Below are 22,533 nucleotides of genomic sequence, written 5' to 3' on the forward strand. Positions count from 1 at the left end.
TCCCTTGAACAAACGAGCAAGTATAAAATTTTTTGGTGATGTCTATGGCACAGGCTACCGATTCTTCATCAAGCAAAAAGCTATTGAATTAGGGTTAAAAGGATACTGTCGATTGAATGACGCAGAGCAAATTGAAGTGGAAGTGGAGGGCTCAGAAAAGGCACTCAATGAATTTCTCCTTTTTGTCCAAAAAGGCGTTAGTCCCCAAGCCGATTCCAATTCATTTTCTTTAGAATTATACGATGATTTAAAAGGCTATATACGTATGGAGTCAGACATTGTTTAATGTCTGGCTTTTTTGTAGTGTTGTTTTAGAGAGGGGTTCAACAAATTTTAAACTAACACGGCGTTTTGTTGTCACATAGGAAGTAATACAATTTACTTGTCCTTGTTGCGGATATAATGCATGAAAAACTACTAAATACTTACCAGATATGTGCAATTTGTATATTAGATTGGGTGCCAAACGAAAAAGACGAAAAAGATTCAAATTGGAAGCCGTTTTTCAAGAGAGCTGACACTGGGCTATGGGTTCTTTGAATGATGCCTCCTCTCCTAGTTATTGAAAGCAAAAAAGTCATGCTCTTAAGAACATGACCTATCATCATTTTTTGATTTTTATTTTTTGAATGGCAGCAACTAATATCGATTCATCAGTGATTTTCACATATTGATTTTTAGATTCCTTCATATAGCCTTCTTTGTTTAAATAGGCTTTTAATTTTGATTTTTTCTCAAAGACTTTTTCTTTCACTTTCTGTTCACTTACTGGTTCATCCATATTTTTTGTAATAGACACCAGAAAAATTTTCGTCATCCTATATCCCCCTTTGTATCAGTTACGAATTCATTTGGAAAAATTTCATACAAGACTCATTCATTTTGGATGAAGATGCTCTTCTTAGAGAATAAACCGCTCCTTTTCGAGTTGGAGCCGCTCATGGATCTCACTTAACCGCTCGCTTTGAGGCAGAAGCCGCTCTTGAATCAAATTACGCTCCTCTATTCAGGGACCGAGATGCAAAAAATCGTCATTCCCATGTCAGAATGGCTCCTAAGGATAACAAAACCGACTTATTCATCGAAACAACTCACTTATTCTATGTATTATCATTGAGAAAGTTCACAAATAGCAGTAAAATTTATGTAAGGGATTAATTTTCAATGAAACTTTATGTCGATTATTTCGTATAAGAAGATAGACATATTGAAAAGCAAGGAGGATGAAACAATGCTTAGTGTCGGACAGTTTTTCTCTAGACATAGTGCCAGCTTTCTTATTTCGCTCACAACTGTTTCTATTGCAGCAATTGCGGCAAATCCTGGATTCTTCCTTGGTGGTTTACTGTTTGCGGGTTCCTATGCGACGAGTACAGCGTTGCTGAAACATAGACAAAAAAAGAAAGTCATGCAAATAGCAGGCATCACAAAAGAAGAATTCAAACACATTGAAACACAAGTATTAACAGCTAATAAGCATATTCAAACATTGAGTCAAAACTATTTACGTGTACGTTCTGTTTCAGCGTTTAAACAACTACTTGAAATGACGCGTATCTCTAAAAATATCGTCAAAATCGTCAAGACAGACCCACGTAAATTTTATAATGTGGAACCATTTTTCTATGCACACTTACCTTCTGCTGTAGAATTAACGGATAAATATACAATGCTTTCCAAGCAGCCAGTGAAGGATAAGGAAATTCAATTAACTTTATCCAAAACACGTGAAACCCTAACTGATTTGAATGACACAATTCAAATTGATTTAAAGGATGCACTTGCAAATGATATCGATCATCTGCAAATGGAGATTGAATTCGCAAATCGTTCCAATCTTAGACGTAGAGAACAATTGGACTGGCGAGGCGATGATAAATGACAGCAAACGAACACGCATTTCAACTAAATACCATACCAGGGCTTTCTCCACTAGTCCAATCCTATTTAGAAACAACTCCGCAAAACGAGGCGATGGCGACTTATGAAACGCTATCGCCTCTTGCACAAAGTCGTGCATTACTGTATGCCAGTCAAATCGATTTGACTGATTTTGAATCATTGCTGTCCCTTGGGCAAGATTCACAGCGAGCTCTGTCTCAATTTGCCGACCGCATGCTTGCTCAAGTAAAGCAAAAGGATGTCACTAAAATTGGTCAAATGCTGGATTCTTTAATGCAGACGTTAGATCGAGTAGATCCAACTGCTTTGGAACCAAAAAAGCAAACCTTTTTCAAAAAAATCTTTGGCAAAACCGAGCCTAATGTGAAGCAAACACTCACAGAATTTGAACGTATTAGTATACAGGTGGAACGCATTGGCGTTCAGCTAGAACGTGCACAGCTTCAGCTGATAAAAGATGTTGAAAACTTAGAGGCGCTTTATGCCCATAATCGAGGATTTTTTGAGGAATTGGCAACGGCGATTGCCGCAGGACAAATGAAAAAGCAGCAAGCCATTGAGGTAGAGCTACCTGCACAAATAACGAGTGTCCAAGCTACCAAACAGCCACTTGCGATCCAGCAATTAAATGACTTTGCTGCTCAAATCGAAAGACTCGATCAACGTATTTATGATTTACAAGTATCACAGCAAGTCGCTCTGCAAACAGCTCCTCAAATTCGTATGATTCAGCAGGCCAATCAAACATTAGCTGAAAAAATTGAGTTTTCTATCGTTACCTTGATTCCGCTCTGGAAAAACCAACTGGCGATGATGCTATCGATGCATATGGATCATCATTATGCACGTTTAGAGGAGCGATTATCAAGGGCTCATGATCGCTTCTCAAGTCCCACGTTTGAACAGCAAGTTTCGAAGTTTAAAGAAACACAGCAAGAGCTGCAAACAGCAATTAAAGATGTCTTTGCCCTGCATACCGCAACTGAACAAGAGAAACAACAGCTACAGGATGTGGCGGGTGCTAGCAGCTATCAGCGAGATTAACAAAAAAATGGGTGGCTCAGCAAATGTTCTGAACCACCCTGTTTGTTTTTATTCAAAATAATCTTTATAGTAGCCACCGACATTACCTGTGTTGTCGATGATAAAAACGAACTCTTCTGTTTCATTTTTCACTTCATACTCTTTTCCTACTGTCAATACGTTTGATACTAAGTATTTCGATGCATTTGTATGTTTGCAAGTAACCGTTCGTAATGTTGGCGCATCTTTCCATTTTAAATGTAACATATTCTCTCTACCTCTCTTTACTAGCAAAAGCTAATGTCTATTGCTTATTTTATAATATTTTTGGTCTTTTGTGGAGAAAAAAGAAATACTATACCTATTCTATCCAAAAAAAATGAATATTTGAGGTGTTATGATGAGTTTTGGTGGTGTACCGCAATGGTTTTTTATCATTGCTGTAGCATTCGCAATCTGCTTTGTACTTTATGCAGAATGGAATTCTAGAAAATAAGTGAGTCCAACAGGTTGGACTCACTTTTTTGTGCTTATTTTAATGTACGCTTTAAAAATTCCTTCGTACGTTCATGTTGTGGATTGACTAATACTTGTGCTGGAGGGCCTTCTTCCACAATTACACCTTTATCCATAAAGACAACACGATCTGCTACTTCTTTGGCAAATTCCATCTCATGTGTCACGATGAGCATCGTATTACCCTCGTTTGCTAGCTGACGCATTACCTTTAATACCTCACCCACCATTTCTGGGTCTAATGCGGATGTTGGCTCATCGAATAGCATTACATCAGGATTCATTGATAAGGCACGAGCGATGGCCACACGCTGCTTTTGTCCGCCTGAGAGTTGACGGGGCTTGGCATTCACATATTGATCCATGCCAACGATTTTCAAGTATTTAAGCGCCGTTTCTTCTGCTTCTTTTTTCGAACGTTTTAACACTTTGATTTGGCCCACCGTGCAATTACTTATGACATTGTGGTTGTTAAATAAATTGAACTGCTGGAACACCATGCCTAAATGTGTGCGATATTCTTGAATATTGTGCTTTTCATCTAGGATGTCTTCCCCTTTATAAATAATTTGACCGCCACTTGGCGTTTCTAATAAATTTATGCAACGAAGCAATGTGGATTTACCAGAGCCAGAGGAGCCAATTAAACAAACTACCTCCCCTTTTTCCACTTGGAAATTCACATCTTTTAACACTTGGTTACGTCCAAATGATTTACTTAAATGCTCGATTTTAATGACTGCCATTTGTGCGTCCCCCTATACGGCTTCTTTTTGTTCTTTTTGATAGGCATCAGGACCATCTAGACGTTTTTCAACATACAGAAGGATGCGAGATGCGGTAAATGTCATGATGAAATAAAGAACACATGCAACGAAGAATGATTCGAAATAACGGAAGTTGTTACCCGAAATTGATTTTGTTTGGAAGAATAATTCCGTTACTCCAATGACATTTAATACGGCTGTATCTTTAATATTCATGATTAATTGGTTACCTGTCGCTGGTAAAACATTACGCGCTACTTGTGGTAAGACAACATGAAGCATAATTTGGAAGTGATTCATGCCAATTGCTGATGCTGCCTCGTATTGACCATTATCAATGGATACAATACCGCCACGAACAATTTCTGCCATATATGCCCCAGTATTGAGGGAAACGACTAAAATACCTGCTGTAATAAAGTGCATATCGATACCGAATGCGATATCTAATCCGTAGTAGACAACCATAGCTTGTACAATCATTGGTGTACCACGGAAAAATTCAACATAGCATGTTAGTATAAAATTAATGAGCTTTAAGCTATAAAATTTCACACCTTTTTTACGAACTGGAATCGTATGCATAATTCCGATGAAAAATCCGATAAATGCACCAATAATTGTACTAATACTCGAAATCAGTAACGTATAATACGCACCTCGTAAAAACATTTGCCAGTTGTTTTCAATAATTGAAAGTATCCATTCAAGACTCATGATGTTCCTCCTAACAATGTCATCTTGCTCGCTTATTTCTTTTGTGTCCTAGCTCTTTCTACTATTCTATGATTTGTCACGCTAGGACATTATCATTATGTAGAGAGGTTCTCATTTTGATAATGATGAAATGATCATGCACGGACTAATTGCTAGTCCGTGCCATGTCATTATTGTGCTGCGGGTTGTTGAGAAATAGCTTCTTCCATAATCGCTTGACGATCATCTTCTGAAATGCCTTTTAGGATTTCATTGATTTTTTCACGATTTGCGTCATCTTTACGTAAGCCTACAGCAATTGAAGTATTTGATAGGTCTGTATCAAAGCCTTCTTCAAATGCTACATATGTGAATTTATCGTTGGCAGCAGAAGCGGAAATGCCCTCTGGACGTTCAGCTACATAGCCATCAATTTTACCTGCTTCTAACGCCACACGCATTGCTGGGAAGCTCTCCATTGCTGTTTGCTTTTCTACGCCTTTAATTTGATCGATAACTGTGTAGTTTGATGTATTTAATTGTGATGTAATTTTAGCACCTGAGAAGTCTTGAATCGATTTTGCGCCTTCATATTTGCTACCTTTTTTAATAACCATAACAAAATCAGAAGTATAATAGTTTTCTGTAAAATCAATTGTTTTCTTGCGTTCTTCTGTTGGTGACATACCTGCAATAATTGCATCAATTTTGTTTGATTGTAGCGCTGGAACTAAACCGTCCCACTCCATTTTAACAATGACTAACTCTTTGCCTAGACCTTCAGCGATTTTCTTTGCCATTTGTACATCATAGCCACCTGCATACTCTGCATTATCCGCAATTTTCACTGCGCCATTTGCATCGTCTTGCTGTGTCCAGTTGAACGGTGGGTAGCCAGCCTCCATTCCAATTCGGAATTCACCGCCACCTTCTTCTTTGTCAGTTCCAGCATCACTTGAACCGCCCTCTTTTTTGTCACTTGTGCCACATGCAGCTAGCACAATTGCCGTCATGATAGAGATCATTACTAACAACCATTTTCTTTTCATGAAAAACTCCCCTTTTCTGTAAAAAAATAAGACAACTGTACTAAAAAAGACCTAAGTTTATTGAACTTAGGTCTTACCTTTTATGACAGTTGCCCAAATCCTCACTATAATTTCCATGTTTCCGAGATAGCACAACCTAGTAAATCTGGAAATCCATTTACTAGGACAGTCCTGCACTTATTCACTGCAGACCCAGTATAAAAGTACGAGCTCCTTTTATACTTCGGCGATATTTCCTTCTTCATTGCGTCTTCGCTTGCTTTTACTCAACAATGAACTAATAAATACCGCGCCTCTACCTCACTGGTAACAATTCGTGAGGTTTGTTTATTTAATTGATATTTAGATACTACTATAAAACTAATATGTTCGTCAAGACGATTTTAACATTTTTCTGACTAATGACAATATTAGGATATTGTGCGTTCTGCTTCCACTTTAAATCGTTGAACTTTTGTTGATATTTCTGAAAATTACAACAAATATTTATTATAGAGTATGTTCTATATGTGAGAAAAGTTGCGTTTTTTTCTTTCTTTGCTCCTCTAAACGATGTAACATTCGTACTCTTTCAAGCATAGAATCGGTCAATACCTTTCGTCATACAAAAAACCCTGCTGAACATTGTTCGCAGGGTTTAATGGAATTATGAATTTAATAATAAATCTTCAGGATTTTCGATTAATTCTTTAACTGTTTTTAAGAATCCTACAGAATCTTTACCATCGATGATACGGTGATCGTATGAAAGTGCTACATACATCATTGGACGGATTTGAACTTCACCATTTACTGCAACTGGACGGTTTACAATTGAGTGCATACCTAAAATACCAGCTTGCGTACCGTTCATAATTGGTGTTGACATTAATGAACCGAATACACCACCATTTGTGATTGTGAATGATCCACCAGCCATGTCATTTAAGCCTAATTTTTTATCACGAGCTTTTGTCGCTAAGTTAGCAATATCTTTTTCGATTTCTGCAAAGTTTTTGCTATTTGCATCGCGTACAACTGGTACGACTAAACCTTCTTCAGTCGATACAGCAATACCGATATCAAAGAAGTTATTTAAATGAATTTCATCGCCAGAGATTTGAGCATTTACGTATGGGTATTTTTTCAGTGCTGCAACAACAGCTTTAGTGAAGAATGACATGAAACCAAGTTTGATGTCGTTTGCTTTTACAAACTCTTCTTGTTTACGTTTACGAAGTGCCATGATGTTTGTCATGTCAATTTCGTTGAATGTTGTTAACATTGCTGTTGATTGTTTAACTTCTAATAAACGTTTTGCAATTGTTTGGCGACGACGGCTCATTTTTTCAATTGTTACACGGTCAGAATTAGCTGCTGGTGTGAATACTACTGGGCCTCCTGAAGTTGCTACGGATGTAGGTGCTGCTGCTGGTGCTGTACCATGAGCTGCTACATCTTGTACACGTACACGTCCTTGTGGATCTACTGGAGATACCGCTGCAAGGTCAATACCTTTTTCACGTGCAAGACGACGTGCTGCTGGAGATGCAACTACACGCTCACCAGAAGTTTCTTCTACTACTGGAGCTGCTGCAACTGGTGCAGGTGCTGCTTGTGGCGCTGCTGGTGCAGGTGCTGCCTCAGTTGGTGCTGCCGCTGCTGGAGCTGCTGCTGCGCCTTCGCCTGCTTCTACTACTGCGATAACTTGACCAACTAGTACAGTATCGCCTTCTTCAGCTAAAATTTGTGTTAATACACCTGCTTCTTCAGAAATGATCTCAGCGTTTACTTTATCTGTTTCAAGTTCAACGATGAATTCACCTTTTTCAACGCGATCGCCCACTTTTTTTACCCACTGTGCGATACTACCTTCTGTAATCGATTCTGCTAATTCAGGGACTTTAATTTCAGCCACTTTCATTTCCTCCTTTGATTAACGTGCATGACGCACATAGAAGGGCTACTGCTTAAGGGCAAGTAGCCCGGTTTCAAAAATTGATATATGTTATTTAACCTTTACTGGCTCAGCAACCGCTTCTTCAATAAGAGCTGCTTGTGCTGCTTTATGAGAATCTGCATCCCCTTCAGAAGTTGAGCTCATTGCAGGACGGCCTACATAGCGAAGTTTTTTACCTTCTGAAAGTTCATATAATGTTTCTAATGCATAATTCCATGAGCCTTGGTTTTTAGGTTCTTCTTGTACCCAAACAATCTCTTTTGCATTAGGATACTTAGCAATGATACCAGCTACTTGCTCTTTTGGGAATGGGTAAAGTTGTTCTACACGAATAATGTGTAGGTGATCGAAGCCTTCGCCGTCTTTCACGCGCTCTGCTAAGTCGATCATCACTTTACCTGTACCTAAAACGATACGCTCTACAGCTTCTGGTTTAGCCCCTAAGCCTGGTTGTTCAATCACTTCTTGGAATGAACCATTTGCTAATTGCTCAGCATTCGCCGCAGCTAATGGGTGACGTAATAATGATTTTGGTGATACGACTACAAGTGGACGTACCCCTTCTGTACCTAATAATGCTGCTTGACGGCGTAATAAGTGGTAGTAGTTTCCTGCATTTGAACAGTTCGCTACAAACCAGTTATTTTCAGCTGACATTTGTAAATAGCGTTCCATACGACTTGAAGAGTGCTCTGGACCTTGACCTTCATAACCATGAGGTAAAAGGATAACTAAACCAGATTTTTGACCCCATTTTGAGCGTGCCCCTGAAATAAAGTTATCAAACATCACTTGTGCCATATTCGCAAAGTCACCGAATTGCGCTTCCCATACTGTTAGTACATGGCTATTTTCTAGGTTGTAACCATACTCAAAGCCTACCACCCCAGCTTCAGTCAGTGGAGAGTTGTGTACTGTAAAGGATGCGTTCGCACCAGAAATATGGTGTAGTGGTGTGAAGACATTGCCATTGTTTTTATCATGCAGTACTAAGTGACGTTGAGAGAATGTACCACGTTGTGCATCTTGACCTGTAAAGCGTACTGGTGTGCCATCTTGAATAATCGTTGCATACGCTAGAGTTTCAGCATGACCCCAGTCCACTTTTGCAGACGCATAAGCATCACGGCGTTTTTCTAAGATTTTACCAAGCTTTTTCTGTGGTTCAAAGTTTTCTTCAAACACTAAAAGCTCTTCATTGATTTTTTCTAAACGTTCCGCACCTACTGCTGTATCAATTTGTGGGAACTCTACTTTTAATTCTTCTGGCATTTCTAAATGATGATGATCATCTTTTTCTGCCATTTCTTTGACGTGGTCATAGGCTGCTTGCATTTCTGCATAGATAGCTGTATCTAGTGCAGCTACATCATCAGCAGTTACAAGACCTTCTGCCACTAATTGTGCACCATATAATGCACGCACTGTTTCATGTTTAGACACTAATTTGTATGTTTCTGGGTTTGTCACTGTTGGGTCATCTGTTTCATTATGACCATGGCGACGGTAACCTACTAAGTCCACAATAATGTCTTTGCCAAATGTTTGACGGTAGTTTGCCGCAAAACGTCCAACTTGCACTACTGCCTCTGGGCTATCTGCGTTGACATGGATTACTGGTACTTCATAGCCTTTTGCAGGGTCAGAAGAATACACAGAAGAACGAGAATCATAATGTTCTGTTGTGAATCCAATCATATTGTTTGCGATAATATGGATTGTTCCACCTGTTGTAAAGCCTTCTGTTTTAGCGAAGTTTAACACTTCTGTTACAATCCCTTGACCTGGGAATGCAGCATCACCGTGTACAAGAATGCCTAAGCCCTTTGTACGGTCAAAAATAGGTTGCCCTGGTTTAGATGTATCATCTTGTGTTGCACGAGTAGCACCAAGTACTACTGGATTGCCCACTTCTAAGTGAGATGGGTTGTAAGCCAATTTCACATTCATACCGGATTCACGGTTGTAAGAAGCACCCATGTGGTATTTCACATCACCTGTCCAACCTTTTGTAATTTCAAGGCGGCCATGCTCTGGCATAAATAAATCATTGGAAACATGTGCAAAATCAGAGAACATCATGTCATAAGGTTTATTTAAAATGTGTGTTAAAACGTTTAAGCGACCACGGTGTGCCATACCAATACGTACGTTTTCCACATTTTTTGCTTCTGCCGTTTTAATAATTTCATCAAATAGAACGATTTGCGTATCTAAGCCCTCACCAGAGAAACGCTTTTGTCCTACAAAAGTTTTATGAATAAATTTCTCGAAATTTTCAACGCGAGTTAAACGATCTAATAAGGCTTTCTTCTCATCCGCAGATAATGCTTGTTTGAATGAGCCTGATTCGATTTGCGCTTGAATCCAATCACGTTCTTCAGTAGCTACTACGTGACCATATTCAAATGCTACTTTATCTGTATAAATAGCTTTTAAATAGTCGATTGCATCCTTACCATTTTTCACGTTTGCTGGCACATCTTTGAAGAAGATTGCTGCAGGAATTTCAGCTAAATCTGCAGCGCTTAAGTTGAACGCGCTTTCTTCAATTTGAGCTGTTTGTAGTTCACGGTTTTTCAGAGGATAGATATCTGCTGCTAAATGACCGCGTGAACGAATTGCATCTGCTAGTTTTACAGCGGCTAACACTTTTTTGTAATCGCCAGCAGGAGCCGCTGCTGTATGACTAGCTACAGCTACTTCACCTTCTACTACTACTGGTGCACCAAATTGTTGGAATAAAGAAACTAACTCCGGTTCTACTTCTTCAGGAGACTGTAAGAATAAGTCGTATTGCTCCATCACATATCCTAGGTTAGGACCAGAGAAAGCTGACCATGGAGAACTTACAGTTGTAACGTTGTTCGACATGAAAAATGACCTCCAAATTTTGCCTTTCGGCAGTTCCATTAATTAAATTGCAATTAATTATATAATATTTAGCCGTTCTTTAAAAGAATGTTTCTCACTACTTTTCCATATTTTAAAGAACGTTTTTTCCATCTCAATCTTACTACTCTTCACAAAAAATACAACTCTTTTTAGCAAATTAAGCAATTTTTTTCGCAAAGGATAGAATAATGAAATAAAGCGTGTATTTTTCTTAATATTTTAGCGGGATTTTCAGCGAGAAAACGGTTCCAATATTAACCTCACTCTTGACTTCTACTGTGGCATTGTATTTTTCAAGTAACATCTTCGAAATACTAAGCCCTAAGCCTGTTCCACCAATTTGGCGATTTCTTGCTTCATCCACTCGATAAAAACGATCAAAGATAAACGGAATATTGTCTTGTGCTATTCCTATACCATTATCAGTAATTTCTAAACATGCATAATTTCCAGCAACAGAAATAGAAATTTGTATCTCAGGAATTTTTTCACAATAACGAATGGCATTCTCTATTATATTACGAACGATTTGACTTAGTGCATTTTCGGTGATAAATAACGGACCAATTTCACCATGTTTCGACAGCGATATTCGCGCTTGTGGATGAACAAGCTTTACCTCATCCATCACTGCTTCGATGACCACTAATGCATTGGCCTCACTTGTTTCATCTTTTTCCTCACGCCGTGCAAGTTCTAATAATTCCTCAATCATTTTGCGCATACGAGCAATTTCTGTTAAGGAGGTATCAATGGATTCCTCTAATATGGCAGGATCATGTTTGCCCCATCTTTTTAAAAGAGAAAGATGCCCTTCAATTGCTTGAATCGGTGTACGCAGCTCATGAGAAGCATCGGCGACAAATTGCTGCTGCTGGGTAAATGAGATTTGCAGCTCGTTCATCATGGCATTATACATCTTTAGTAAATCACCAATTTCGTCATGTGATGTATAGGTTAGCTGTATAGGCTCCTTAAATCCTTGATCCATCACAGTTTTCATGGATGCACGCAATTCGTGTAGTGGCTTCATTAAATAGTTCGCTAGATAATAGCCAATAGAGCCAGATAACACTAAGGCTCCTAACCCTGCAATCAGCATGGCTGTCAAAAGATAATGCATGAGAGATTGAAAACTAGTTAACGGATGAATCACCTGAATATAGCCTTGGAAAAAGCCCATCCGAATCGGTTCATTGATGACCAGCACATCCTGCTTATCAATGGTCATCTCAAAAATTTCTTGCAACGAATTAAGTGGTGCAGCAGCAGAGGTATCATTGATTCGTAAAATATCCACCCCATCAGCATTAAATATTCGGACCGTCTCATCACGATCCGCAATCGATTTGAGCAAGCCTGTATTTTGCTGAATTTGCTGAATGGTAATTGTAGGACCTTGGGACTCTAAAAAAGAGATGATATCCTTACTTGTCCGATTGACCTTACTCTCCTCATCATTTAATAACCATGTATGCAGAGAAAGATAGACGACTACACAAATAATCGTAAAGCTAATAAAGATGACACTGCTTGAGGTCAGCATCCATTTTTTTTGCAGGGACTGCTGACGTAAATAATTTCTTAACTTATTCATTCTCGCATCACATACCCAACACCACGAACGGTTTCAATATAATCATTCATCGCCCCAGGGAGCTTTGTACGTAAATGTCTGATATAAACATCTACCACGTTGGTCTCGATATCCGTATCATAGCCCCAAACGGATGTTAAAATATGCTCTCGTGTACATACTCTATTTTTGTGCTCAATTAATAGTTTCAATAAGTCATATTCTGTCTTTGTTAGATCAAGTTTATTCCCCTGAACGAAAACTTCATAGGCAGCTACATCTATTTCAATATCCCGTAGGCATAAAGATTCACTGCTTGTCTGCTCTGGGGTGACACGACGTAAAATCGTCCGTATCCTAGCCAGCAGCTCTTCAATCGCAAAAGGTTTGACGATATAGTCATCAGCCCCTGCATCGAGTCCTGCTACACGATCCATCACAGCATCTCGTGCCGTTAATAAAATGATCGGTACTTGTGATTGTGTTCGGATGCGACGGCAAATCTCAATCCCATTAATACTTGGTAACATCACATCCAGTAAAAGTACATCAAAATTTTCCGATGTTGCCAAAGCCAATCCTTCTCGACCATCAAAGGCAGTTTTTACTTCATAGCCTTCGTGTTGTAATTCAAGTTCGACAAAGCGAGCGATATGCTTTTCATCTTCTACCAACAATATCTTCTTAGGCATCATATCACCTTCTATTCCAAAATAACGATGTAGGATTTTTATCCCTATACTGTTATAGCATAACATCAAATAAAAAGTCTGTCTCACAAGGAAAACCTTGTGGACAGACTTTTTAGTGTATATCTGAAATGGAGAGGTTGTTTTTCCCCGACTCTTTTGATTTATATAATGCTTGGTCAGCTAAATCCATTAGCTCATCCAATGTTCGAGCATGGTCTGGGTAATAGGAAATGCCAATTGAAGCAGTTGGTGTAAAAAGATGGTCCTCTATCATCCAGCCTTCTGCTAATTCATCGCGAATCCGTCGAATAATATGCATAATTTGATGATGTCTTTTTTCCTGATCTCTTGTTAAGCCAGTTAAGATGACAATAAATTCATCGCCACCTATTCGAATAACCATATCATGGCTTCGAACTGTTTTGTTCAAGGAACTGCCGAATCGCTGAATAAACGCATCGCCCGTCTCATGGCCAAAGCGATCATTTACTTCTTTAAAATCATCACCATCTATATAGAGCATCGCCACACAGGTTTGATTTTCATTTGCTTCTGCTAGGATTTTAGGAAACTCCTTTTCTAAAAAACGCCGATTAGGTAGCTGTGTTAAAGCGTCGTGATAGGCTAAATACAGCAAATCATTTTCCCTTTCTTTGCGATGTGTAATTTCACGAGACACCATCATAATTTGAGAAACTTTTTCACGTTCAGGGTCGTGCACAACCGTGACATTTCCTTCTGTCCAAATCGGCGTTCCATCTTTCGCCTTCAGTAAAAGCTCAAACTGTGAATCTGTTTGCCCTGTATAATTATTCAAGAATGTTTGCCATTCGCCTTTACTTTCTCGATCAATAATGTCACTGTAAAACTGTCCTTGTAGCTCTACATTTTCATAACCTAAATAAATACCATAGGACGGGGAAGCATAGATAATGATGCCATCCTCATTTGTAATCACAATTAAATCATTTGTATTTTCTGTGATGAGTCTGAAAGTACGTTCAATATTTTTTAATTCTGTGAACATTCTTTTCTTATCCGTAATATCATAGTTAATGGTTAAAATTTGTTCGATTTGACCAAACTCATCTTTTAATGGAACGATGGTAGTTTCTACCCAGTAATCTGCATGATATTTCGTTCGATAGCAAAGTTCTCCACGCCACATTCCCATCGTGTCCAGCTTATCTTCAATTATTTGAAAAAGGTCTTGCCCACGGAATCGTGGTTCAATCAATGCGTAGGGCTGACCGATTAACTCCTCCGCCGTGTAGCCAGAAGCCTGTAAAAACATCTCACTCACTTCGGTAATGTTACAATTATGATCTAATACAGCAATGGCTGTAGCTGAATTTAGTGCAGATTTAAATACTTCTAGCCCGTGAGACTTCGAGCGTAATTCTGCTTTTTGTAAAGTAAATTGTGTAAAATCTTGCATGATAAGAAATATGGCAAAGGAATTATCACCCTGCATCACTGGTGATAGTGACAGTAAATACATGCGTTCCTGTTGGTCCAATGTATGCAATTTAATAAACTTCTCGCCAACGTTTTCCCCTCTTGCAGCTTTTTGCAAACAAATTTTTATTTGTTCAACTTCTTCCTTTGGAATAATCGGTAAATCCACAAACATTTTCTGTTTGACGGTTTCATTATCTAATTGAAAATCTTCCATAAAGCTTGAATTCACTTCGTATATCATTCCTTCAGCCGATAAAATGACTGTTGAGAAAAAGGCATGGTCAAACATGGACCGCATAAATAAAAATTTATCTTCAATACTGCGGTCATAAAGTATTTCTTTCGTGATGGCTAAAATATAGTCTTCGTTCTTATATTTCAACGGTCTGACGGATGTTTCATATTTACGAACCTCCGACTGAACATATGCATAATCTACATAGTCAACCTGTTTATGTTCTCTAATGGCCTCATGGTAATTTTTCTGAATGATCAAAAAATTACGCTTTGAGGTAACGGTCGAAATCATTTTGCCAATCGCCTCATTCGATAACAGATCCTGAGCTGCTTGATTTAAGCGAATATATTGATAATCGTCCCCTACTTTTTTCACGAGAAAAACAAAATCCTTGCCAATAAATAATGAGTTAAAGAAATCTTCGCTTAAAATATACTCCATGCTGTCACCTCCAGAAAAGCCATTGCCATCATGATAGAAATGTTCGTATGTATGTGTTGTTAGATTAAAAATAATACTACTATTATAACATAAAAATAAAAAATTACCTTTCTAGAATCGTAAAAATTATATCCTTTTAAGGATAATATTTGATATATTACCTATTATAACAAGACAACAATCCTACTAAAGATGTAGATAAATGATTAATATTAGTTAAAATTGATAGGTTAGTCTTAATGCTAAAAAACAACAATATTATGGATAATCACATTTCATTTATCAGAATTTACTGACTATTAAACTCAAATTTTGTTTTTTTACGAGCAAAATGATTGCATCAAGCAGTTTATATGTTATATTATATTTAAAAAACTAGCCTTTTTTCGGTATGGTCGAAATCAGTAAGACAGCGGGAGATTATGGAATATCATAGTTATAACGTCTAGTTCTTTGGGTTTTAATTCCAGTACGAATTTTAGTTTTCTTCTTTATGCTTCAACGGAATTGTTTTAACTACCCTAGTAAAGGAGGCGTTTCGTATGCTTAAACATCGAGACCTGCATGAATGTACAGAGCTTTATGAGCTATTATCACACCCTTCTGTATTCCCTTTTGTCCGTCAAAAAGCCACATCCGCTGATGAATATTGGTTTATGACAAAACAACTGATTGAAGAGGAAGCGAGAGGACTCGCTATCTCGAGGACCATAACTGATGATTGGGGTCAACCAATCGGCACCATTAGTATTCACGATGTGGAGGACGGTGCAGGCTTTCTAGGAACGTGGATTGGACTCCCTTACCAAGGTAAAGGTTATAATCAAAAAGCAAAAATGTTATTTTTGAACGAGTTATTTTTTGACTATAATTTTCATACGGTCTTTCTCCGTATACGTGTTGAAAATTTAAAATCACAGCGTGCTGCTTTAAAGCTTCCCTATGTGGTGAGTGCCAATGAAAGTCATCCAACATTATTAGCGCAGGTTAATAGCGGTGAGGCACAATTTAATTTATTTAAAATTCCAAAAGATTTATTCTACCTAACAACGGCACATCAAATGCAAGAAGGCGAAGAGCAAGCAATGTAGTGTGTATATATAAAAGAGAAGCTATAAGGTTTTGTCATTTCGACCTACCTCATAGCTTCTTTTCTTTTTTCAAATAGCACTTATTTCTTGTACCGTAAAATTAATGACGCCATTTCATCTGGTGTTTTTGGTTTTTGCGTTTTTGCCATTGTCTCCACCATTTCCACTTTACGCTCTGTTAGTGTATGAACAGACTTCATAAAAGATTCCTTTGTCAACTCGTCTTCCTGTAACACTTCTGCGTAACCTTGTTTTTTAAACAAGTTGGCATTTAAAATTTGATCTCCACGACTTTTTTGCGCTGAGAGAGGTACTAATAGCATCGGCTTGTGAAGCGCTAAAAATTCAAAAATGGAGTTAGAGCCTGCTCGTGACACAATAAAGTCTGCAGCATGCAATAAATCAGGTAACTCTGTTGTCACATACTCAAATTGCTTGTAGCCTGGCATTGCCTCCAGTGCTTCATCATAATTCCCCTTCCCACATAAATGAATGATGTGAAATTGCTTGAGGAGCTCTGGTAAGTTTTTACGTAGTGCCTCATTTAAGACAACAGAGCCTAAACTCCCTCCCATAACAAGTAAAACAGGCTTTAAAGTAGAAAAGCCGCAGAAAGCTAGCCCCCTTGCTCTTTCTCCCTCAAATAACTCAGGACGAATAATGGAGCCTGTGCAAGTAGCCTTCTCTTGAGGTAAATGCTTCAGAGTTTCTTCAAAAATTGTGAATACATGTGAAGCAAAAGGTAAGGCTATTTTATTAGCAAGACCAGGTGTTACATCAGATTCATGGATGACGACTGGCACACCTGCTAATTTCGCTGCCATCACAACGGGTACAGAGACAAACCCTCCCTTTGAAAAGACAACCTGTGGCTTCACTTTTTTAATAATACGAAAAGCCTGCATCATTCCAGCAAGCACTTTAAATGGATCTGTAAAATTTTTCATGGAGAAATAACGACGCAATTTACCACTCGCAATGCCATAAAATGGAACATCGGGGAACGCCTCGCCAATTAATTCTTTTTCAATACCTTGCTCTGAGCCAATATAGTGGACATCATAACCAAGTTCTAGTAAAGACGGGAGTATCGCCTGATTTAACGATACATGGCCAGCTGTCCCACCACCGGTTAAAATGATTGTTTGTTGTTTCACACAAATTCTCCTATTCCTTAAAAACCATTGTAGTTAGCACTACTTTTTGTTTACAGTGTTCTATTTTACTATATGCTGACGAAAAGATATAGATGAAGCATGAAAATTTCAGCTTTTCTCTCTTTACATATGCTATACTTGTTCATTATGTTCATGAAGGAAGTAGAAAATATGTATCAAACATCCACAATTAAGGAAAAATACGTGCTACTCTTAAAAATGATTGTCCCTATTTTAGTGACACAGGTAGCTATTTATCTTATTTCATTTTTTGATATTTTAATGTCCAGTCGTTACGGGACGGTTGATTTAGCAGGTGTTTCGATTGGTTCCTCTATCTGGATGCCGATTTATACTGGACTTTCAGGTATACTCCTAGCTATTACGCCAATTGTCTCACAGCTTGTGGGAGCGAAAAAAGAGATGGATGCAAAAAAGGCAGTCCAGCAAGGCATTTATGTCGCCATATTGCTGGCGATCCTTATTTTTACAGGACTCTTCTTTGGCATTGATTGGATACTTAGTAAGATGAACTTAGAGTCTGCTGTACATAGCATTGCAAAAGGCTACATCTATGCGATGTGTGCGGGTCTTTTGCCACTTTTCTTATTTTTTGTAATGCGTTGCTTTATTGATGCCCTTGGTCAGACACGGGTCACGATGATCATTACCTTAATGACAACACCCATTAATATCGTGCTGAACTATATCTTTATTTTCGGCAAATTTGGTGCGCCTGAGCTTGGCGGCATCGGAGCTGGTGTAGCGACAGCAATAACGTACTGGCTAATATTCATGATTACAGTATGGATCATCGCTAAACGAGTACCGTTCGAACGATTCCGTCTGTTTCATGATTGGCCTAAGCTTGAATGGCTTCGATGGAAGGAAATTTTATTGATTGGGGTACCGATCGGTATTTCCCTATTTGCAGAAACAAGTATTTTTTCTGCTGTGACCATGATGATGAGTAATTTTAGCACAGAAATCATCGCAGCCCATCAGATTGCCATCAATTTCACTTCTCTGTTATACATGGTTCCGCTCAGTATTTCTATGGGTGTCACAATATTAGTTGGTTTTGAGATCGGCGCTGGTCGCATGCGAGATGCTCGTATGTATAGTTATCTATGTGTCGGCACAGCCATTTTATTTAGCTTTATATCAGCTTGCATCTTGTTTATTTTACGTGAACCTGTAGCACATATGTATACCACAGATCAGATGGTACTTGAGTATGCCGTACAATTTTTAGTCTACGCAGCCATTTTCCAGCTATCTGATGCAATACAAGCACCAGTACAAGGCGCATTGAGAGGCTATAAAGATGTTATGATCACGTTTATCATGGCCATTATATCTTATTGGGTAATTGGCTTGCCAGTTGGGTATACTCTTGCCACACATACGGATTTCGGTCCATTTGGCTATTGGATTGGCCTTGTGGCAGGTTTAACAATGGGCGCAATTACTCTTTTAATTCGTCTATTGGTTGTTCAAAAAAGAGTCACTGTTTAACAACAAAAAATCGCTTTTCTCTAACTTGAGAAAGGCGATTTTTTTAGCGTAAAACACCTGTGCGAATGATTTTCACTTGAACAGACGGCACTAGCTGTAAGGATGCATAGACAGCAGGCCAATCCTTCTGAAACATTTTGGGGTGATAAGCACGAATATATCGACCAATCCCCAACGTATCCGATTGCTGACCTTGAAGAATCCGCAAAACCTCCTCAAACTCTGCCTGCACATGATCTTGAATCAACTGCTGAACCTCCTTGAAAACGGGGTCTTTATATAAATGGTCATGTGCAAATTCCTCAATTTCTACCTCTATGAGATAATCCATGTCTATTCTTTTTAATTCCTCATTCACCGTCCATTGACGCTTGATATGAATAACATCAGCCGTGATTGGCATCGATTTTCCATCATGCTTCCACATATAGCTCATCCGCGCTTGTTTGCTAGGTTGATTCATTAAGAGAAGCATCGTGAGAGATTGTTTTGGTGTTAATATTGTACCCGTAAACGTTTGACCTGAGAACAAAGCGACACCTGCCGCAACAGCATGCTTTTTATCCTCACTTAACTGAATATACGGTAGTGCTATATCAATTGTCTGTTCAAATAGCATGGAGCCAACCGTCTGTAAATCTAATTTCGGAAAAATTGTATTTTCCTCTGTGCTTTCCATAAAACGTTCATAATAGCCTCCTGCCCCCCCTGCTAAATCCTTTGTTAGCTCTATAAATGGCTTGACATCCCCTTCTGTTACAGCAATTTTTATCGAAATCGGGTTTTGGGGATCACGAAAATAAATATCCAAAATATCATAAAGAGGCTCTCTTACCGTTTGATCCGATACAAGGATGGTCGATAGCTCAGATAAATCAAGTGTTTGTTCTACTTTTAAATTGGCTTGATTCCGTACATCTCTTGGTGAAATGCCGTCCGCTTCAATCACTTCATTTTGCTGAGCTGCTGTATTCGGATAGGCATAATATCCCTTGTACGCCCCTATATATCCGTCCACCCCAACGAGCGTCACAACGGAAGCGTTTTTATAAAGTCGTTCATCCCAACAGCCAGCTAAAAGTAACATAGACAAGAGGAGCATAATCCCTTTACGATACACGTTTTCCCCTCCATTTATTCCAACAAATTATCATCATTGGTAGTAGAATCGTAAACACAATGAGTACGTAGTGTATAGAATTTTTGATAAACTCAATGCGCTGAAATTGCATGACAAATAGCGGCAGGATGGCTAAGAGAAGATGAAAAAAAACAATACTTCGTTTCGGATGCTTCCGTTTTTTTGACAAATAAAGCACACGAAAGGACAAACCGTAGATCATGACCGTAACAATGGACCAAGAAAGCCAAATATAGATGAAAAAAATATCCAGCCGTTTTACAAAATTCACTTCCTGTGATTTTAAAATATATATAATAGGCTCTGGTATTAGTTGAACCTCCTCCAAAGCAAAGAACATTTGTGTAAAGACAACCGAAATAAAATAAAAGATAAAAATGACGAGTTGATAAATCAATAAGGGCTTTCCCTTCACCTGTAAATCCTGTTTGAGAAATGGACGATAAAGGAGGTACATTTCAATCCCAAAAAAGGCATACATGCTATGAATCATGCCCGCCATGATTTGCCTAGTATTGTTCCACTCAACTGGAAAAAGATTACTCCACGTTAAATCTGGAATAGCCAGCATTAAAAAAATGACAAAGAGGAAAATGATAGGAATTAGCATGACACCAATATTGATGATGGTTTCTGGTCTAACTAAATTGGCATACAAAGATAGCCCTACAATCATCATGACAACAATCCATTCAGGTGTTCGGGGCAAGACCCATGAGGCCAGAACATACCCCATATAGGCAATTAATACAGCTGTTATTAATATCCAATAGATCAGATAGACCCAGCGAAAGAACCCATTTAAAAAGAAAAATTGATAATAGCGTTCAAAAAATAACAGCAAGCCGTAATGGAAGATGCTAGCAAGGAAGAAGACATACCATGCACTATGTTGACTGTATATGATTAACGGTGTTTGAAAGGCAATGTAGACAACACCTGTCTGAATGATAAAGAGTAGTAAAAAAAATTGTGCCTTTGATAGAGAAAAATTCATGGTGTATCCTCATTTTTTCCCTTTTCATCCTTCGGTGGTTGAAAGGAAGTAACTTGGACTGTCGGTCTAATAAATGGCCAGCGTAAAAAAATTTTATAAACAGCTTTCGGTTGAAATGGTACGATAGGTGAAAAATACGGCTGTTTCAATGACGTTAAACTAATTAAATGAATTAATAGGATGACAACTCCTACCACAATGCCTAAAAACCCAAATAATGAGGCAAGTAGCATAAACGGAAAACGGATCATGCGTATCGTGCTATTCAATTCAACGGACGGGACAACATAGCTTGAAATGGCCGTTAAGGCGACAACAATGACCATTAAGTTCGACACGAGTCCCGCACTTACAATGGCATCTCCTATCACTAATCCCCCTACGATCCCAATCGTTTGCCCTACTGATTGTGGTAAACGAATACTTGATTCTCGAATGAGCTCCATAATAATCTCAAGTATCAGTGCTTCAATTAACGGTCGATAAGGTATATCATTAACATCATTTTTTACTTGATTACTTAATTCTAAGGGTAATACCTCAAAGTGAAAGCTAATTACAGCAATATAAAATGCTGGTAAAAAAACCGCCGTTACAAACGACAGTAAACGCACTATTTTATAAAAAGAGCCAACCACTACCCGACTATTATAGTCATCAGGTGTTTGATAGAAAGAGAAAAATGTCACAGGGCCAATCAAGGCAGACGGCGAAATATTGGTCATGACCACAACTTTCCCCTCCACTAAGTGGGCTACCACACGATCTGGATGCTCTGTATTTAACAATTGTGGAAATGGCGATAACACGGAATCCTCTAGTGCATCACTTAACTGGCCAATGCTATAAAAATAGTCGATTTTAATGTCTGCAATCCGCTTTTCCATCTCTTGTAAGGTTTCAGGCTGTATAACCCCATCCATATAGAGATAATAAGCTTTAGTGTTAGTTTGTTGTCCAATTGTAAAAGATTTGACCACAAGAGCGGGATTATTCACTCGCTTTCGTATCAATGTTAAATTGGTATCCGCCCGCTCCACAAGACCTTCATGGGAGCCTCGCAGAATATGTTCATTGTTTGGCTCCTCAAGATTACGACGAACTTCATTGGTAATCGCTAACGTCAGCATTTTTCCCGTATCAGGCAAAATCACGAGCGTTTCACCTTGGCAAACCCGTTCAATCGCTTGCGGTAGCGCAAAATTATCGAGTGTTGTAAGTAGGGTTTCACTCCAAAAAGGTTTTTCTGTATCTAAACGTGCATAAATGGTATCCAGTATTTTTTGGACTTCCTTCGCATCAACAAGAGAAGCGTAAAAGCATAAAATAGCCGTGTCCCCTTCATGCCAATCTATTTGTCTGACGGTCAAATCCGAGGAATGGTAGAATGCTTTTTGTAGGCTTTTGATCATATACTCCACTTTATCCATAAAA

General features: G+C 38.5%; 19 protein-coding genes and 1 riboswitch. Of the genes, 5 read left to right on the plus strand and 14 right to left on the minus strand.

The window, feature by feature from the left end; translation table 11 throughout:
* Positions 1 to 4: 4 nt before the first annotated feature.
* The gene (locus BFM98_RS05695; protein WP_016994023.1) at positions 5 to 286 is read left to right on the plus strand and encodes an acylphosphatase; all 282 of its coding nucleotides are present in this window, start codon (positions 5 to 7) and stop codon (positions 284 to 286) included.
* Positions 287 to 604: 318 nt separating this feature from the next.
* Here BFM98_RS05695 and BFM98_RS05700 read toward each other — a convergent pair whose 3' ends face one another.
* The gene (locus tag BFM98_RS05700; RefSeq protein WP_048392884.1) at positions 605 to 817 is read right to left on the minus strand and encodes a hypothetical protein; all 213 of its coding nucleotides are present in this window, start codon (positions 815 to 817) and stop codon (positions 605 to 607) included.
* Positions 818 to 1,231: 414 nt separating this feature from the next.
* Here BFM98_RS05700 and BFM98_RS05705 point away from each other — a divergent pair, with 414 nt between their 5' ends.
* Both BFM98_RS05705 and BFM98_RS05710 read left to right on the plus strand, forming a co-directional pair.
* Positions 1,232 to 1,882, plus strand: coding sequence for a 5-bromo-4-chloroindolyl phosphate hydrolysis family protein (locus tag BFM98_RS05705; RefSeq protein WP_004230101.1), 651 nt, complete (start codon positions 1,232 to 1,234; stop codon positions 1,880 to 1,882).
* A complete protein-coding gene (locus BFM98_RS05710) occupies positions 1,879 to 2,946 on the plus strand; it encodes a toxic anion resistance protein (RefSeq protein WP_009371332.1) in 1,068 nt (355 codons plus the stop codon). The genes BFM98_RS05705 and BFM98_RS05710 overlap by 4 nt, the downstream gene beginning before the upstream one ends.
* Before the next feature lie 48 nt (positions 2,947 to 2,994).
* Here BFM98_RS05710 and BFM98_RS05715 read toward each other — a convergent pair whose 3' ends face one another.
* The 9 genes from BFM98_RS05715 to BFM98_RS05755 all read right to left on the minus strand — a co-directional run bounded on the left by BFM98_RS05715 (position 2,995) and on the right by BFM98_RS05755 (position 15,195).
* On the minus strand, positions 2,995 to 3,192 hold the full coding sequence (locus tag BFM98_RS05715) for a DUF6501 family protein (RefSeq protein ID WP_048392887.1): 198 nt from the start codon (positions 3,190 to 3,192) through the stop codon (positions 2,995 to 2,997).
* Between the two features lie 263 nt (positions 3,193 to 3,455).
* Positions 3,456 to 4,187: an amino acid ABC transporter ATP-binding protein gene (locus BFM98_RS05720; RefSeq protein WP_004230107.1), complete on the minus strand. Its 732-nt coding sequence runs from the start codon at positions 4,185 to 4,187 to the stop codon at positions 3,456 to 3,458.
* A gap of 12 nt (positions 4,188 to 4,199) precedes the next feature.
* Positions 4,200 to 4,925 (minus strand): amino acid ABC transporter permease, encoded by a 726-nt coding sequence (locus tag BFM98_RS05725; RefSeq protein ID WP_004230111.1) that lies wholly within the window; start codon positions 4,923 to 4,925, stop codon positions 4,200 to 4,202.
* Between the two features lie 170 nt (positions 4,926 to 5,095).
* Positions 5,096 to 5,953, minus strand: coding sequence for a transporter substrate-binding domain-containing protein (locus BFM98_RS05730; RefSeq protein WP_004230114.1), 858 nt, complete (start codon positions 5,951 to 5,953; stop codon positions 5,096 to 5,098).
* A gap of 119 nt (positions 5,954 to 6,072) precedes the next feature.
* A riboswitch (Lysine riboswitch) is annotated at positions 6,073 to 6,259 on the minus strand.
* Positions 6,260 to 6,599: 340 nt separating this feature from the next.
* Complete coding sequence (gene odhB, locus BFM98_RS05735; RefSeq protein ID WP_066036793.1) at positions 6,600 to 7,850, minus strand: 2-oxoglutarate dehydrogenase complex dihydrolipoyllysine-residue succinyltransferase; 1,251 nt, start codon at positions 7,848 to 7,850, stop codon at positions 6,600 to 6,602.
* Positions 7,851 to 7,940: 90 nt separating this feature from the next.
* Positions 7,941 to 10,766, minus strand: coding sequence for a 2-oxoglutarate dehydrogenase E1 component (locus BFM98_RS05740; protein ID WP_048392890.1), 2,826 nt, complete (start codon positions 10,764 to 10,766; stop codon positions 7,941 to 7,943).
* A gap of 232 nt (positions 10,767 to 10,998) precedes the next feature.
* A complete protein-coding gene (locus BFM98_RS05745) occupies positions 10,999 to 12,384 on the minus strand; it encodes a HAMP domain-containing sensor histidine kinase (protein ID WP_054548609.1) in 1,386 nt (461 codons plus the stop codon).
* Positions 12,381 to 13,055 carry a response regulator transcription factor gene (locus tag BFM98_RS05750; RefSeq protein ID WP_048392894.1) on the minus strand — a complete coding sequence of 225 codons (675 nt, stop codon included), beginning with the start codon at positions 13,053 to 13,055 and terminating at the stop codon, positions 12,381 to 12,383. Before BFM98_RS05750 ends, BFM98_RS05745 begins: the two co-directional genes overlap by 4 nt.
* Before the next feature lie 112 nt (positions 13,056 to 13,167).
* Complete coding sequence (locus BFM98_RS05755; RefSeq protein ID WP_066036794.1) at positions 13,168 to 15,195, minus strand: diguanylate cyclase domain-containing protein; 2,028 nt, start codon at positions 15,193 to 15,195, stop codon at positions 13,168 to 13,170.
* Between the two features lie 542 nt (positions 15,196 to 15,737).
* Between BFM98_RS05755 and BFM98_RS05760 the strand changes: the two genes are divergently transcribed.
* Positions 15,738 to 16,286 (plus strand): GNAT family N-acetyltransferase, encoded by a 549-nt coding sequence (locus tag BFM98_RS05760; protein ID WP_004230128.1) that lies wholly within the window; start codon positions 15,738 to 15,740, stop codon positions 16,284 to 16,286.
* Between the two features lie 80 nt (positions 16,287 to 16,366).
* Here the strand turns inward: BFM98_RS05760 and BFM98_RS05765 are convergent, their stop codons facing one another.
* Positions 16,367 to 17,443 (minus strand): undecaprenyldiphospho-muramoylpentapeptide beta-N-acetylglucosaminyltransferase, encoded by a 1,077-nt coding sequence (locus BFM98_RS05765; RefSeq protein ID WP_048392899.1) that lies wholly within the window; start codon positions 17,441 to 17,443, stop codon positions 16,367 to 16,369.
* Positions 17,444 to 17,614: 171 nt separating this feature from the next.
* Here BFM98_RS05765 and BFM98_RS05770 point away from each other — a divergent pair, with 171 nt between their 5' ends.
* On the plus strand, positions 17,615 to 18,961 hold the full coding sequence (locus BFM98_RS05770; protein ID WP_066036795.1) for an MATE family efflux transporter: 1,347 nt from the start codon (positions 17,615 to 17,617) through the stop codon (positions 18,959 to 18,961).
* A gap of 43 nt (positions 18,962 to 19,004) precedes the next feature.
* On the opposite strand, the gene BFM98_RS05775 is transcribed toward BFM98_RS05770, so the two are convergent.
* Genes BFM98_RS05775 through BFM98_RS05785 form a run of 3 tightly spaced genes read right to left on the minus strand, consistent with a single transcriptional unit; the run spans position 19,005 to position 22,529 of the window.
* Complete coding sequence (locus BFM98_RS05775; protein ID WP_066036796.1) at positions 19,005 to 20,081, minus strand: Ger(x)C family spore germination protein; 1,077 nt, start codon at positions 20,079 to 20,081, stop codon at positions 19,005 to 19,007.
* Positions 20,071 to 21,099, minus strand: a complete 1,029-nt coding sequence (locus BFM98_RS05780) for a GerAB/ArcD/ProY family transporter (RefSeq protein WP_066036797.1) — start codon at positions 21,097 to 21,099, stop codon at positions 20,071 to 20,073. Before BFM98_RS05780 ends, BFM98_RS05775 begins: the two co-directional genes overlap by 11 nt.
* Positions 21,096 to 22,529 carry a spore germination protein gene (locus BFM98_RS05785; protein ID WP_048392906.1) on the minus strand — a complete coding sequence of 478 codons (1,434 nt, stop codon included), beginning with the start codon at positions 22,527 to 22,529 and terminating at the stop codon, positions 21,096 to 21,098. The genes BFM98_RS05780 and BFM98_RS05785 overlap by 4 nt, the downstream gene beginning before the upstream one ends.
* Between the last annotated feature and the right edge of the window lie 4 nt (positions 22,530 to 22,533).

Source organism: Lysinibacillus sp. AR18-8 (genome assembly GCF_001705465.1).
GTDB classification, from domain to species: Bacteria; Bacillota; Bacilli; order Bacillales_A; family Planococcaceae; genus Lysinibacillus; species Lysinibacillus capsici.